Genomic DNA, 14,382 nt, shown 5'->3' on the forward strand with positions numbered 1-14,382 from the left:
ACCTTTTGTTACACGCTCGCGAAAGGGCCTTACAAAACTGGGGGCCTTGAAACAATCCGTACGGGTAGAGTCGTTCTCACGGATGCTGCACAATGCCGCGTCCGTCGGAGATAAACCATGAGAACAGTGACCACACCCCAACACTCGAAACGCCGGATGACCGGCTATACGCTGATCGCCGCCGCGGCATTTCTGTTCGCCGCGCAAGCCACCTTTGCGCAGGAAGCCGAACAGGCGCCGCCGGGCGCCGCGACGCAAAATACCGATCCGCCGGGGCGCGTGGCGCGTCTGAACTACACGGCCGGCGCCGTGACCACCGAACCGGCCGGCGCAACCGACTGGTCGTACGCACAAATCAATCGTCCGCTCACCACCGGCGATCAGTTGTGGAACGATCAGAATGCGCGCTCCGAACTGCATATCGGCTCGACTGCGGTGCGCCTCGACCAGTCCACCAGCCTCGACATCCTCAATCTCGACGACAACGGCGCGCAGTTGAAGGTCGCGCAAGGCACGTTGTCGGCGCGGGTGCGCGAATTGGCGCCGGGCTCCTCTTATGAAATCGACACGCCAAACCTGGCGCTCGGCCTGAACGGTCCTGGCGACTATCGCGTCGACGTCGCGCCGGACGGCAGCAGCACCACCGTCACCGTGCGCAGCGGCAGCGCGACCGTGTACGGCGACAGCGGCCAGGTGCCGGTCTCGGCTGGCCAGCAGATCCGCTTTGCCGGCACCAACCTGCAACAGGTCGCCGACAACGGCGCACCCGGCCTCGACGCCTTCGATCAATGGGCGGCGAGCCGCGACGCAGCGGAAGACCGCTCGGTGTCGGCGCGCTATGTGTCGCGCGACATCCCCGGCTATCAGGATCTCGACGCCAACGGCACGTGGCAGAGCAGCCCGCAGTACGGTGAAGTGTGGGTGCCGCGCGCCACCCCCGCCGGCTGGGCGCCTTATCACGACGGCCATTGGGTATGGCAAGCGCCGTGGGGCTGGACCTGGGTCGACGACGCGCCGTGGGGTTTCGCGCCTTACCACTATGGCCGCTGGGCCCAGGTCGACGACTCGTGGGCGTGGGTGCCCGGTCCGATCGTGGTCAGCGCGCCGCCGGTCTACGCGCCGGCACTGGTCGCCTTCGTGGGCGGCGGTGGCGGCGGGGTCAACTGGGGTGTCAGTCTGGCGATCGGCGGCGCTGTCGCAGCCGGGGTAGCGTGGTTCCCGCTGGGCCCAGGCGAGCCGTGGCATCCGAACTGGGGCGGCCACGACCACTGGAGCCCGGGTTACTACAACCGCGTCAACAACACGACCGTCGTCAACAACTACAACCGCAACATCAACGTGACGAATGTGAATGTGACCAACATTCACAACACGTACATCAACTATCGCGCGCCGGGTGGCGTCACCGCAGTGCCGGCGACGGCTTTCGTGCAAGGTCAATCGGTTGGCCGCTTCGCGCAGAAGGTCAATCCGCAGCAGTGGCGCAACGCGCAGATCAATCCGGGTGGCCCGGGGATCGCGCCAGTGAAGCAAAGCTTCGGACCGGGTCTGCGTAACGCGAACTACCGTCCGCCGGCCGCCGTGATGGCACGCCCGGTCGTTGCCACGCGCACGCCGGCCGTGCCGGCTGCGTACCACGACACGCTCGCGCAACGTTTTGCGCAGAATGGCGGACGGGTGCCGGGCGCGGGCGAGCCGATCGTGCGAACCTCGGTGCCGGCGCACATGGCGGGCGCTCCAGGGGCCGTGCCGGTGCAGAACGTGCGCGTTGTGCAGTCGCATTTGGCCGGGCGGACGCCAGGCGCGGCACCGGGTGCGCCTAACGGCGTGCAACAGGCCGGTCAACGCCCAGGCGAAGCGCCGAACGTTCAATCGCAACGCGGCGGCGAGCCGCAAGCCCGCCCAGGCACGCCGGCGCAAGCGGCCAATCTGCACGAGCAACCCGGCGAGGCAGCGCGCCCGTCCAATGGCGTACCGCATCCGCCGCAAGCGAACGGCGCCAACCCGAACGCTTACGCTCAACAGCACGGTGCGCCGGCGCAAGCGGGCCAGCAAGCTGGCGCGGAAGCACGGCGTGAACCGGCATGGACGCAGCCGCACGCGCCGATGGCCCAGCAGGCGCAGCAACATGGCGCCCCGCAGGAGCAGGCACGTCAGCCGGAGGGCCGTCCTGAACCGCAGCAGCAGGCTCAGCGTCAGCCGGAAGCGCAGCCGCCGCGCGCACCTGAAGTACACGCCCAGCCGCAGGAGTCCCGGCCGCAGCAGATGCAACCGGCGCAGCAGCAACCGCGCGAGGAATCTCATCCGCAGCCGCAACAGGCACAGCAGCCGCGTCCTGAACCGCGTCCGCAGCAGGTGCAACAGCCGCGCCCCGAACCGCGCCCGCAGCAGGTGCAGCAGCCGCGCCCCGAACCGCGTCCGCAACAGGCGCAGCAGCCGCGCCCTGAGCCGCGTCCGCAACAGGTGCAGCAGCCGCGCCCTGAGCCGCATCCGCAGCATGAGGAGCAGCATTCGAGCAGCGGCAATCGTGACGAGCACCACAAAAGCTAAGGGCGACGCGCGCAGCTAGTTGCGCGTGTAACTTGGCAGCCGGAAGGCGGCAAGAAAAAACCCCCGCGATTTACATCGCGGGGGTTTTTCTTTGAGTAATCTGCTGCGCGCCGATGCCCCGACCGTATTCAGACAGGCTTCAGACCGCCATTGGCGCTGTGAGCGGCTCGTGATGACGGTAGTCGACCAGCGAGAAGTCCGACGGCTCGATCTTCTCGAGCCATGCCGGCTCGTACACGCCGGTTTTCGCATAGTCCGGCACACGGTCCGAAATCGCGAAGGCCGGGCTTTCGTACGGCTCGCGCGTAAGCTGTTGCTGCAACATATCGAGCTGATTTTCGTAGATGTGCGCGTCGCCGATGAAGTAGGTAAACCAGCGCGGCGTATAACCCGTCAAGCGGCCCACCAGGTGCAGCAAAGCCGCGCCTTCGGTCAGATTGAACGGCGTGCCGAGACCGACATCGTTGCTGCGAATGTACAAACACAACGAAATTTCACGGCGCGTGACATTCGGCAGGAACTGATAAAGCAGGTGGCAAGCGGGCAGCGCGATCTGGTCCAGCACGGCGGGGTTCCAGCCATGAAACAGAATTCGCCGGTCGGCGGGGTTCTGCATGATCGTGTCGAGACACTGCCGCAACTGGTCGATCGCTTTGTACAGCAGCACTTTGCGGCCGCCGTCTTCGTCGAACTCCGTCACCACCTGGAAGCCACGCGCGGCGGCGTCGGCCAATTGCGCGCCGGCCCCTGCGTCCAGCACCTTGTAGGCCGGCCACTGGCGCCATTGCACGCCGTATACGTCGCCGAGGTCGTCCAGACCCTGGCGATACGGATTGGCGAGCCATTGCGGGTTTTGATTGGCGTTCGCGTCCCACACCTTGCAGCCCAGATCGCGAAAATCCGCGGCGCTGCGTGAGGCGCGCAGAAATCCGACCAGTTCGCCTACCGCCGACTTGAACGCCAGCTTTTTCGTGGTGACGGCCGGAAAGCCCTGCTGGAGGTCGAAGCGCAACATGGCGCCCGGCATGCTGATGGTGCGGATGCCGGTGCGGTTCTCCTGCCACGTGCCGGTGTCGAGAATCGCGCGGACGAGGTCGAGGTATTGTTTCATGCGGGTTCCTTCGACGCGGCGTGCCCTTGGGTCAGGACAATGCGCCACGGAGATTGAGCGGAAAACCCGATTTTAACAAGCGCAGCCGCGCGGCGCCCGGTCAGGGCGCGCGGCGGAGAAAATAACGGCGGAAAAGCTCGTCAGAGATGCGGCACCGAGGCCGGCAACTCGCCGTGCGGCGTGGCCAGCGGTTCGCCTTCCATATGGCGCATGCCGTGTGAGCACAGCAGGCGGTAGAGGGTCACCCGCGAGATGCCGAGTTCCTGTGCGGCGTCGCCGAGACGGCCGCGATGACGCAGAAGCGCAAGCTCGATGGCTTGACGTTCTGCCGCTTCGCGCGCCTGGGCGAGCGACACGGGCACGATTTCCACGTATTCGGCCAACTCGAGATCGCGCGCCGTGATCGCGCGCCCTTCCGACATCACGATGGCGCGCCGCACCCGATTGATCAACTCGCGCACGTTGCCCGGCCAGCCGTAGTTATGCAGCGCCGCGATGGCGTCGGGCGCGAAACCGCGCAGACGGCGGCTTGCATCTTTCTTGAAACGTTCCAGCATGTGCCGCGCAAGCAGTTCGATATCCTTACCACGCGCACGCAACGGCGGTTCGTCGATTTGCAGCACGCACAAACGGTGATACAGGTCGGAGCGAAACCGCCCTTCGATCATCGCCGCCGTCATATCCACGTGCGTTGCCGAAATAATGCGTACGTCGACGTCGATCGAACCGTGACCGCCCAGCCGCTCCACCTTACGTTCCTGCAGGAAACGCAGCAGGCTCGCCTGGCTTTCGAGCGGCAGATCACCGATTTCATCGAGGAACAGCGTGCCGCCGTTCGCCGCTTCCACCCGGCCGATCTTGCGCTGACTGGCGCCGGTGAACGCACCGCGCTCATAGCCAAATAGTTCGGATTGCAACAGATGTGGGGGAATCGCGCCGCAGTTGATCGGCACAAAAGGCGCATTGCGGCGTACCGAGCGTTCATGGATCGCGACCGCGGTCAGCTCCTTGCCCGTGCCCGATTCGCCCGAGATAAACACCGGTGCGTCGGTCATCGCCACTTTGCGAATCGAACGGAACAGCGCGAGCATCGCGTCGCACGAACCGACCATTTCGCCTTCAGCGCCTTGCGACCCGTCGTTCGACGCCGGCTCGCCAAGCGAGATCATGCCGTATGCATGGCCGACCGAATCGACGATCCTGTCGCCCGAGTACGGCACCGTTACATAGTCGAAACAATAGTCCCGTACGAGCCGGCGCAAAGCCGCGTCCTGCAGTTGTCCGGGTGTGGTCGCCGCAACCCAGCCCACGTTCGGCAGTGTCAGACAGGACTCGAAAGCGGCGATTTCGTGTGGCTGAAATTCGCTAGACAGATCGAGCAGGCCGCCCGCCGCCATTCCGGCGCGAACAGCACGGCGCACGTCGCGCGCCGACCCCACGACTTCGACATGCCAGCCACGCTGATGAAAGCGCGTATTCAGTTCCGCGCTCGGATCGCGTGAAACGTAAATCAGTTGCCGCGTTGCGGGTTCCATTATTCAGATCCTCTCGTCAACGAACGTTAAGGATGACGTACGCACCTGAACCGCGGTTCAGACACGCTGACTCATCCGGGATTCGCGAAATAGCAAAACCCGAACGGTCATTCCATTCCGTGCGGACAGCTGATCCCCAAGAAAGCGGCGTGTGTGTTTGAGACGGCCCGTTAGCGGGCTTTTTTAAATCTGAAGCTGTTTTCGAGAGCTTACTATACGCGCGCCGCTTGGAAAACAATTATGCGAATTTAATCGGGGACCCCTTGCCCAGCAAGGCCAGACGGGCGATCGAAATTTATTCAGCTTATGAATAAATGCATAGTGGAAGCGCTTTTCCTAGCGTTCTCCCGAAGGTAGTTCATACCGTCATATTTAACGAATTATAGGTATTTTCTGCCTGCCGTTTCAGCGCTGAAACGTTTTTGTCCGATTTCTCAGTTGTTTCTCCGCAGAATGCGGGTCGCCTCCAGACGCATCAACGGATTGCGACTCATGGCACACGTTTCGCTAAATGCTGTGCACCAAGGAGACACATCATGCGACTCGCTTTCCGCATCGACCTGAACAACATTGCGCTCGGCACCGCACTATGCGCCGCCGCGATGGCCTTGATCGTGCTGCCCGCCGGCGTCCATGCACAGGAATTCACGCTGCCTCAATCCATCACGATGGCCGAAACCGCCGATACCGGTTCCGCCACCCTCGCGAGCACAACGCTCGCAGCGGTGACGAACCCGGACATGGCGGCCATCCATACGGCGAGCGCGGCTGCGATAGACAACAAGGTAGCCGACACGAACGACAGCGCCACGTCGCGCAGCGATCTGACCGGCAACGCGCTGAGCATTCCCGCCGAAGCAGCGTCCGTGACCAATCTCGTGCTGGACGATCAGGCGCTGTCCAGTCAGCGCGGCGGCTTCAGCGGCATGTTGATGGTCGCGGCCACCCCGCAGATGATGCGCAACTTCAACAGCGGTGGCAACGGCGTGACGCTGTGGGACGAAATTGCCCCGCCGTCGCAGTTGCCGGTTCCCGTCGACGTTGCCCGCTCTGCACAAGGCAACGTCACGAGCTACCAGAGAAATTAGCGCGGCGATCCGCACGCTGCTCAAGACCGTACCGGCCGATCGTCCGCCAGCAAGGAGCTGACATGAACGCCTCAACCCAGATGCCGAGTAGTAGCCGCCACCGTGCGGCCCTGCTGTCCGCGCTGCTCGGCGTGCTCGCTGCGGGCGCCGTAACGAGTGCCGCCGCGCAGCAGGTGACCCAGCCGGGCAACCTGATCATCGAGCGTGACATCACACCGCGCGATGCGTTCGTGCCGGTGCCGAAGAACCAGGATCCGATCGCCGTGCAGGTCCAAACCTTCCCGAGCGCAGCGTTCGACGCAACGCTCGGCTCGACCGCCAGCGATCTCGATCTGAACAGCGCACACGCCGCCTCCGGCATTGTCGGCAACGGCTTCATGGGGGCGCTGGTCGGCACCAACGGCATTCAGCACATGCTCGCGGGCAATGCCGTTCCGGTTGGCGCGGGAGCCAGCTTCGGCGGCGCCGGCGGAATCGGCGGCACGATCGCCCAGTCGGTCAACAGTGCCCTCGCCCCCCTCGGTGCTGCTTTGGGAGCCATGAAATGACGATGACACACGCCCCGGCAGCGAAGCGCCTTCCGTCACGCAAGCAGCCACGCTGGCCGCTGATGGTCTGTGCGTTCCTCGGCTTTGCGAGCCTCGCGGCACACGCTCAAACGCCGCCCGCGCTCGTCGACGCACTGTCGGTGATCGGCAACGGCGCGGCCAACGGTGCGACCGGGGTCGTTGCCATCAACGAGGCAGCGGGACTCGACAACGTGCAGGCAAACCAGGGCCTGCTCACCAACGGGCAAGTTCCTCTCGATCTGATCGGCAGCTCGCAAAGCGCGTCGACGAACGCGAAGACGACGGCCGCGAAAAGCACGATCAGCAACAACGCATTTTCAAACACCTCTGGCCTTATCGAAGTGAATCAGTCGGCGGGTGTAGGGAATCTTCAGCGGAACAGCGCCGTAATCGGTTCTGGACCGGTTGAAGCGGAGATCGTAGCGGATGGGGTGCTATCCGCTACGACCGCCAAGGGCGGTGGCCTGGGAAAGGCTAGCGATAACCACGACGCACGCGAGGTGTCTATCGGTGCGGACGCGCTCAAAAACGTCAGTGGGATCGTCCAGATCAACCAGACTGCCGGCTCAGGTAACGTCAGTTCAAACAGTTTTGTGCTCCGTCCCCCGGCGGGCACCTTTTTCTAACGAGCCACACTCTTTATCGGAGCGTCATCATGAAGCGCACTATCATTGCAGCGGCTGTCCTGTCGACGATGGCAGCAAGCTCGGCTTACGCCGAATGCACGGCCGGTTGCGACCCGGCTGAGCTCTTTACGGCAACCAACATCTATACGGACATCGGCGAGTTCGGCTTCATCACGCTGCGTGGCCATGTGGATGTGTCGAGCAGCTCCGGCGCCACGGTCAACAACACGCAAAACGTGAGCGTCACCGGCGTTGACATGAAGACGCCGCCGCAGACCTACACCACCGGCACCGTGACCACCAAAATCAACACCACGGATAGCTGGAACCATGCAAGCGGCAGCGGTGGCGGGTGGGGCGTGAGCCAGTCGTATAGCAGCAACGCCTGGGCCTATGACAAGAGCAACACGCAAACCAACTCGGCCTCGTCGAGCGCCGCGTTCATCGCAGGCGGCGGCTTCGCGACCGGCTTCGAAGGCTCGGTCAAGGGCTACAACTATGCGAACACGCATGTCTCCGCGAACGGCTTCCTCGCAGCGGGCTTTATCGCCGGCCTCGGCGGCGGCCCCGGTGTGATCTTCGGCGGTCTCGCGGCAGGCTTCGCTGGCGCGCTGAACACCCACGAGTCGAGCAACTTCGGCGCCGGGCTTGAAGCGCAGGCAGCCGGCTACGGTGTGGCATACGGCGGCTACGCTGCAGCCAGCCAAAGCACGGCGACGGAAACCCGCAGCGGCTATGGCGGCAAGGTTAGCGAAAGCTTCTCCGAAGGCAGCCACGCCTACGGCTGGGCCCATAACTACGACGACAACAAGGGCTCCATCACCGTCACGGGCTCCATCACCCAGCACATCGACACCGAAACGCCGACGACGATGTCCGCCGGCATCGGCAAGGACGCGCTGGATACGGCAAGCGGCAACATTGGCGTCAACATCGCCACTGGCGTCAACAACGCCCAGTCCAATGATGCCGCCCTGTCGAACATGGACGTCGGCCCGGTGTTCGGTAGCGCGCAGATCTACTCGACCCAGTCGTCGAGCGGCTCGGCGAAAGTGGGTGACTTCAACTTCGTCGCTTCCGTCGGCGCAAAGGCATTGTCCAATGCAATGGGCAATATCGGCGTGAACGTGGCCTCGGGTGCGGGCAACGTGCAAAACAACAGCCTGGCAGCATCGGCCACGACCGACAGCAGCAAGGCCGGCTACGGGCATGACAGCAAGCAAGGTGGCGAAGTCATCGCCTCGGACCAGAACTGTCAGACCGCCGCAGCAGGCGTCACGGGTGAGTTCACCGGCTCGGCATTGCTCGGCGCAGGTGCGCTTAGCCACGCTGACGGCAACATCGGTGTGAACATCGCGTCGGGTGTAGGCAACCTGCAACACAACGGCCTTGCAATCGCCAGCGTGTCGCATCAGTAATCAGTAGTCAGTAATCAGCAACTAAAGCTGTATAGCAGGAAGACAACCGGTCAGCCTTCGGGCTGACCGGTTGTCTCCCCTGGGGGGGATAGACCATGTTCGGGGTGAGCAGGGCAACGCATGGCGTTTTTGCGGCGCTCTTCGCTGGACTCGTGCTGTCACAAACGGGTCACGCGCAGAGTGCCCTTTCCATGAACGCCGCAGCGGGTGTGCCGTTCGACATGAACGTGCGCTCGATCCGCGAGCTGCGCTACAACCACATCGTTTCGCAGCGTTACGACTACAGCTGCGGCTCGGCCGCTCTGGCCACGTTGTTGAAGTACGGCTACGGCATCGACATTCCTGAAACCGAAATGATCCGCCGGATGATGGTGTTTTCGACACCTGAGGTGGTGGTCAAGAACGGCTTCTCGATGCTCGACATGAAGAAGTTCGTCGAAACGATCGGCCTGCGCGGCAGAGGGTTCCGCGTCACCGCCGAAGCGCTTTACCACCTGCAGATTCCCGTGCTCGTGCTGATGAACAGCGACGGCTACGAGCACTTCGTCATCGTCAAGCACGCGCAAGACGGCCGCATCTTCATTGCCGACCCCGCCCTCGGCAACCGCATTGTCATGGAAGACGATTTCGTCAAGAAGTGGAACGGCCTCGTGTTCGCGGTCATCGGCAAGCCATTCAAGGAGGATTCTCCGCTCTTGCAAGGCAACGAGTCGCTCGCGCTCAAGCTGCGCGAACGTGCGCTGGAAAACGGCACCGCTGCGACTCCCTTTGTTGAATACGGTTTGATCAAGGCAGAGTTGTTCTGACTCATCATGGACCGAAACTTACTCACCATTGGCTGTGCGTTGTGTTTCACGACGTGCGGCCTTGCACCAGTCGCGCAGGCTGCCGAGCAGGCGTCGACTGCGTTTGAAGACGTCGGCGCCCTCAAGCTGCAACCCGTCGACGACACCGTCCTCGCCAACCAGACCGGCAAAGGTATTGTCGGGGACATCATTTCCGGCGTCGTCATCAACCTGCTGTCGCAATGGCAACTGCCCAACGGCGCCACCGCTGTCGCCTCGGGCGCGCTCGCCATCGTCACCAACGCGCTCAACCCGCCGAGCGTCCAGTTCAATTCATCGGCCTCCGTGACCGGCCCGACCGGCCCCTCGGGCAGCGGAGCCAACCACAACGCCAGCGCGAGCGGCGGGCAGAACGTCAAGGTCAACGGCGTCTCGCAGATCGCCCAGCTGGCCGGCAACGGCAACCTCGGCAGCAATCAGGCGCTGATCGATTTCGACGCCTCGACCGGCAGCCTGACGGGCGGCACCTATAACAACGCAACCTCGGCTAACGCAAGCAATGCGAACGGCTCGATGACCGCCTCCGTCAATTTCGCCAACGGCGGCATTTCGATCGCGCTGCAAACGCCGGCCGGTATCGCCACCCAAACCATCGCGCCAGGCAATGCGCAGCAAGCGAACGCGATCGCCCAACTCTTGCAGATCGCAGGCAATAACCAGCAAGTCGCCAACCAGTTGCAACTGCATTTGCAGACACAGCAGATGTCGGCCTCGATGCTGCGCCAGTTGGGTGTCCTACAAGCCCTGCAAAACAGCGTAAGGAGATAACACGGGCCGCCACCCGCTCAGGACGGAGACCAAGTAGCAAAGCAGTACCAAAACGATCGCACGAAGCATAGGGAGACATGCGGCGCGCGGTCAGAATACCGGGGGAACAAAAAATGATCAGATTCTCAAGGACCTGTACGCCACGCATGGCGTTAGCGGCCATTCCGGCGGCCGCCATGCTGTTTGCGCTATCGCAGGGGGCCAGCGCCCAGGCGCTCGCCGATCAATCCGTTGAAGACCGGCTGAACACGCTCATGCGTGTCGTCAGCGAACAGCAAAAGCAGATCGTCTCACTCGAGCGGCAGGTCACGAATCTCGAGATGGCGCAACGCGGCCGCGGCGCGCCTGGTTACGGCGAACCGACCGGCGACGCCGCGGTCGCCGAGCAACCCGGCGCTGACGGCCTGCCTGTGCCGCTGCCGCCGCTGGCCCAGGTGAACCCGGGCACACCGGCGCCCGGCAGCGCCACGGGTACCGCGACGGGCGTGCCTGTCAATCCGCCGGTGCCTGACAACGGCGGCGGCAGCGGTGGTGGCCTGCCGGCCGCAACCGACGGCAGCGGCGCGGTCGGCCAGACGCAGAAAGCCGCGCAACCGGTGCGCACGCAGGCCGAAGACGCCGTGGTGCAGAACCAGCAGCACACCCCCCTGTTCGAGCACAAGCTGACCATGGACTGGGGGATCAGCGATACGTACTACGACCGCCGCCAGTTGCAACTGTCCGGCTTCCTTGCGCTCGATGCGATTTTCCTCGGCAACATCAACCTCGGCGAAACCAAGTCGCACCAGGTGATGGCCGACCTCGATACGCGCTACGGTCTGACCGACCGCATCAGCGTCGACGTCGACGTGCCCTACGTCTACCGGCACAGCAACTTCATCGTCGGCGGGGCCGGCGGGGCCGCGAATACGGTCTCGGACGCCTCGGCGAATTCGAGCGACATTGGCGACGTCAACTTCGGGCTCTACTACCAGATCCTGAAGGAAACCAACAGCCTGCCGGACCTGGTCGCCAGCCTGCGCGTCAAGGCGCCGACCGGCTCGTCGCCGTTCGGCATCAAGCTGCAGCAGGTCGACGCCAACAACACCAATCTCGTCGCGCCCACCAAGCTGCCCACCGGCACCGGTTTCTGGAACATCACGGCGGGCCTGTCGGTGTTGAAGACCTACGACCCGGTCGTGCTGTTCGGCAGCGTTTCGTACACCTACAACATTGCCCGCTCGTTCTCGGACATTTCGTCGGTGGTCGGCCAGACCGAACCGGCGACGGTCAAGATCGGCGACGTCGTGCAGTTCGGCGGTGGCGTCGCGCTGGCGTTCTCGGACAAGGACTCGGCCAGCATCTCGTACACGATGGCGCTGGAACCCGAGTCGCAAACCAAGGCGCCGGGCGGAACCTATTCGAAGGTGCCGGGCAGCGAAACCACCGCTGCCGCATTGACTTTCGGCCTGAATCACGTAGTGAACAAGCACTTGACGATCAACGGTTCGGTGTCGGTCGGCCTTACGCCTGACACGCCGAACTTCGTGATCGGTGTGCGCTTTCCCTACACTTTTTGACGTGTCAACGATACGAGGCTGATCGTGCGCGAATCATCCCATCTGAGCAGCGTTACACCGCCCTCCGGCACTCATCTGTCGATTGCCCGGGCGCAGGAAGGTCCTGTGACACGAGCAACGGGCGGCCGCGGGGAGCGCCCATCGGAAGTCTCTTTGGCGCGCCCTCAGGAGGCCGTTGTGGAGCGCTCGCACGAACAACCCTCTTCGACCGCGAAAGGGAGCGGCCTGCCGCACGTGCAGACCGAGCGGACACTGCTATACGTCGCACGCACGCCGGACGAGACGCTCAGCGCGCATCTGAAAAGCCGCGGCTGGCACGTGATGGTAGCCCGCTCGGCGCATGAGGTTGCGCGCCTGCTCAAGCCGGACGTGGTATGCGCCGGCATCGCCGACCTCGCCAGCTTCGCCCCGCGCGACCTTGGCGGGCTCGAAGCGAGCTTGCGTCAACAGCAGATTGGCTGGATCGCGCTCGTCACGCCCGAGCGCCTCGCCGACCCGGGCGTGCGGCGCCTGATCCGCCATTACTGCTTCGACTACGTCAAGACGCCGGTGGCCAACATCACGATCGACTACCTCGCCAGTCACGCATTCGGCATGGTGACGTTATGCGATGCAGACGAGATTGCGCCTGCCACGCCCGCCGCAGCCGACGACGAAGACGAAATGGTCGGCACCTGCGAAGCGATGCAGCAACTGTTCCGCACCATCCGCAAAGTCGCCAATACCGACGCCAGCGTGTTCATTTCAGGTGAATCCGGCACCGGCAAGGAGCTCACCGCACTGGCGATTCACGAACGCTCGCCGCGCCGCAAGGCGCCGTTCATCGCCATCAACTGCGGCGCGATTCCGCATCATCTGCTGCAGTCCGAACTATTCGGCTACGAACGCGGCGCGTTCACCGGCGCGAACCAGCGCAAGATCGGCCGGGTCGAGGCGGCGGACGGCGGCACCCTGCTGCTCGACGAAATCGGCGACCTGCCGCTGGAAAGCCAGGCAAGCCTGCTGCGCTTTTTGCAGGAAGGCAAGATCGAGCGGCTCGGCGGCCGCGAATCGATCCAGGTGGATGTGCGCATCATCTCGGCGACTCACGTGGATCTCGAGATCGCGATGCGCGAAGGACGGTTCCGCGCCGACCTGTTCCACCGCCTGTGCGTGCTGCGGGTCGACGAACCGCCGCTACGCGCCCGCGGCAAGGACATTGAGATTCTTGCGCATCACATCATGCACAAGTTCAAGACCGACAGCGCACGCAAGATCCGCGGCTTTACGCCATCGGCGATCGAAGCGATGTACAACTACAGCTGGCCCGGCAATGTGCGCGAACTGATCAACCGGGTACGCCGCGCGATCGTGATGGCGGAAAACAAACTGATTTCCGCCGACGACCTCGACCTCGCGCAGTTCACCGAGCAACAGACCATGAGCCTCTCGCAGGCGCGCGAAGCCGCCGAGAAGCGCGCGATCGAAGCGGCGCTCTTGCGGCATCGTCACCGGCTGAACGAGGCGGCGATCGATCTGAACATTTCGCGCGTCACGCTGTACCGGCTGATGGGTCAGCACGGCTTACGGGATCCGAGCGCCGCCGACGAGAAGGCGTCGCTTGAGGCGTTCGCCACCGACGAGCCCGCGCATGAGTGAGGCGGGCGCCTAGTTGGGGGCGCCTGGCTGGGCGCGCCGGGGCGAGGGACGGCTGACATAGCGGCGCCGTCTTTCGCCTCAGGTAGAATCGTCCTGGTTACGTTCCCCTTTCCATTCGATGACGACGCTCACCCTGATCGTCGCTCGCGCCAATAACGGCGTGATCGGCCGCGACAACCAGTTGCCCTGGCGACTTCCCGAAGACCTCGCGTTCTTCAAGCGCACCACGATGGGCGCGCCCATCATCATGGGCCGCAAGACGCATGAATCGATCGGCCGGCCGTTGCCGGGACGCCGCAACATTGTCGTGACACGGGACGCCACGCGGCGCTTTCAGGGCTGCGACGCGGCCACCACGCTAGAGGACGCGCTCACGCTCGCCGCCCAGGACCAGGCGCCGGAAGCGTTTCTGATCGGCGGCGCGCAACTGTATGCGGAAGGCCTGCGCCAGGCTGACAAGCTGATCATCACCGAGATCTCAGCCGACTTCGAAGGCGACGCCACCTTCCCCGATCTCGACGAAAACGAATGGGAAGAAGTCGACCATGAAACGCATCGCGCGGACGCACCGAATGATTTCGACTACGCGTTCGTGACGTATAAGCGTAAGGGTGCATGAGGGTGTTGCGCCGCGTCTGAGTGACAGTCCGCGCCTCTGGCCAGGGTCCGCGCCTC

12 protein-coding genes are annotated in these 14,382 nt (G+C 63.8%); 10 read left to right on the forward strand and 2 right to left on the reverse strand.

What is annotated here, in order from left to right:
• The first annotated feature begins 117 nt into the window (after positions 1 to 117).
• The gene (locus tag PQR67_RS07045; RefSeq protein ID WP_408456260.1) at positions 118 to 2,550 is read left to right on the forward strand and encodes a DUF6600 domain-containing protein; all 2,433 of its coding nucleotides are present in this window, start codon (positions 118 to 120) and stop codon (positions 2,548 to 2,550) included.
• A 139-nt stretch (positions 2,551 to 2,689) separates the two neighbouring features.
• On the opposite strand, the gene PQR67_RS07050 is transcribed toward PQR67_RS07045, so the two are convergent.
• Both PQR67_RS07050 and PQR67_RS07055 read right to left on the reverse strand, forming a co-directional pair.
• Positions 2,690 to 3,661 (reverse strand): thymidylate synthase, encoded by a 972-nt coding sequence (locus PQR67_RS07050; RefSeq protein WP_408456262.1) that lies wholly within the window; start codon positions 3,659 to 3,661, stop codon positions 2,690 to 2,692.
• Between the two features lie 140 nt (positions 3,662 to 3,801).
• Complete coding sequence (locus tag PQR67_RS07055; protein WP_408456264.1) at positions 3,802 to 5,196, reverse strand: sigma-54 dependent transcriptional regulator; 1,395 nt, start codon at positions 5,194 to 5,196, stop codon at positions 3,802 to 3,804.
• A gap of 536 nt (positions 5,197 to 5,732) precedes the next feature.
• Between PQR67_RS07055 and PQR67_RS07060 the strand changes: the two genes are divergently transcribed.
• From PQR67_RS07060 to PQR67_RS07100, 9 genes are all read left to right on the forward strand, one after another.
• Entirely contained in the window at positions 5,733 to 6,284 is a 552-nt protein-coding gene (locus PQR67_RS07060; protein WP_408456267.1) for a hypothetical protein, read from the forward strand.
• A 62-nt stretch (positions 6,285 to 6,346) separates the two neighbouring features.
• Positions 6,347 to 6,832, forward strand: coding sequence for a FapA family amyloid fibril periplasmic chaperone (locus PQR67_RS07065; RefSeq protein WP_408456269.1), 486 nt, complete (start codon positions 6,347 to 6,349; stop codon positions 6,830 to 6,832).
• Positions 6,829 to 7,479 (forward strand): FapB/FapC family functional amyloid domain-containing protein, encoded by a 651-nt coding sequence (locus tag PQR67_RS07070; protein WP_408456271.1) that lies wholly within the window; start codon positions 6,829 to 6,831, stop codon positions 7,477 to 7,479. Before PQR67_RS07065 ends, PQR67_RS07070 begins: the two co-directional genes overlap by 4 nt.
• Before the next feature lie 29 nt (positions 7,480 to 7,508).
• The gene (locus tag PQR67_RS07075) at positions 7,509 to 8,897 is read left to right on the forward strand and encodes a FapB/FapC family functional amyloid domain-containing protein (protein WP_408456274.1); all 1,389 of its coding nucleotides are present in this window, start codon (positions 7,509 to 7,511) and stop codon (positions 8,895 to 8,897) included.
• 191 nt (positions 8,898 to 9,088) lie between these two features.
• On the forward strand, positions 9,089 to 9,703 hold the full coding sequence (locus PQR67_RS07080) for a C39 family peptidase (protein ID WP_408456277.1): 615 nt from the start codon (positions 9,089 to 9,091) through the stop codon (positions 9,701 to 9,703).
• Positions 9,704 to 9,709: 6 nt separating this feature from the next.
• A complete protein-coding gene (locus PQR67_RS07085) occupies positions 9,710 to 10,510 on the forward strand; it encodes a peptidase C39 (protein ID WP_408456280.1) in 801 nt (266 codons plus the stop codon).
• A gap of 113 nt (positions 10,511 to 10,623) precedes the next feature.
• Positions 10,624 to 12,069, forward strand: a complete 1,446-nt coding sequence (locus PQR67_RS07090) for a hypothetical protein (RefSeq protein ID WP_408456281.1) — start codon at positions 10,624 to 10,626, stop codon at positions 12,067 to 12,069.
• A gap of 234 nt (positions 12,070 to 12,303) precedes the next feature.
• Positions 12,304 to 13,707: a sigma-54 dependent transcriptional regulator gene (locus PQR67_RS07095; RefSeq protein ID WP_408456554.1), complete on the forward strand. Its 1,404-nt coding sequence runs from the start codon at positions 12,304 to 12,306 to the stop codon at positions 13,705 to 13,707.
• Between the two features lie 118 nt (positions 13,708 to 13,825).
• Positions 13,826 to 14,326 (forward strand): dihydrofolate reductase, encoded by a 501-nt coding sequence (locus PQR67_RS07100; RefSeq protein WP_408456283.1) that lies wholly within the window; start codon positions 13,826 to 13,828, stop codon positions 14,324 to 14,326.
• Positions 14,327 to 14,382 lie beyond the last annotated feature (56 nt).

Source organism: Paraburkholderia fungorum, from assembly GCF_046026025.1.
GTDB lineage: Bacteria > Pseudomonadota > Gammaproteobacteria > Burkholderiales > Burkholderiaceae > Paraburkholderia > Paraburkholderia fungorum_E.

Excerpts from the sequence above, each read along its gene's own strand:
- PQR67_RS07045 (WP_408456260.1), top strand. The coding sequence starts at position 118 with ATGAGAACAGTGACCACACCCCAACACTCGAAACGCCGGATGACCGGC.
- PQR67_RS07050 (WP_408456262.1), bottom strand. The coding sequence starts at position 3,661 with ATGAAACAATACCTCGACCTCGTCCGCGCGATTCTCGACACCGGCACG.
- PQR67_RS07055 (WP_408456264.1), bottom strand. The coding sequence starts at position 5,196 with ATGGAACCCGCAACGCGGCAACTGATTTACGTTTCACGCGATCCGAGC.
- PQR67_RS07060 (WP_408456267.1), top strand. The coding sequence starts at position 5,733 with ATGCGACTCGCTTTCCGCATCGACCTGAACAACATTGCGCTCGGCACC.
- PQR67_RS07065 (WP_408456269.1), top strand. The coding sequence starts at position 6,347 with ATGAACGCCTCAACCCAGATGCCGAGTAGTAGCCGCCACCGTGCGGCC.
- PQR67_RS07070 (WP_408456271.1), top strand. The coding sequence starts at position 6,829 with ATGACGATGACACACGCCCCGGCAGCGAAGCGCCTTCCGTCACGCAAG.
- PQR67_RS07075 (WP_408456274.1), top strand. The coding sequence starts at position 7,509 with ATGAAGCGCACTATCATTGCAGCGGCTGTCCTGTCGACGATGGCAGCA.
- PQR67_RS07080 (WP_408456277.1), top strand. The coding sequence starts at position 9,089 with ATGAACGCCGCAGCGGGTGTGCCGTTCGACATGAACGTGCGCTCGATC.
- PQR67_RS07085 (WP_408456280.1), top strand. The coding sequence starts at position 9,710 with ATGGACCGAAACTTACTCACCATTGGCTGTGCGTTGTGTTTCACGACG.
- PQR67_RS07090 (WP_408456281.1), top strand. The coding sequence starts at position 10,624 with ATGATCAGATTCTCAAGGACCTGTACGCCACGCATGGCGTTAGCGGCC.
- PQR67_RS07100 (WP_408456283.1), top strand. The coding sequence starts at position 13,826 with ATGACGACGCTCACCCTGATCGTCGCTCGCGCCAATAACGGCGTGATC.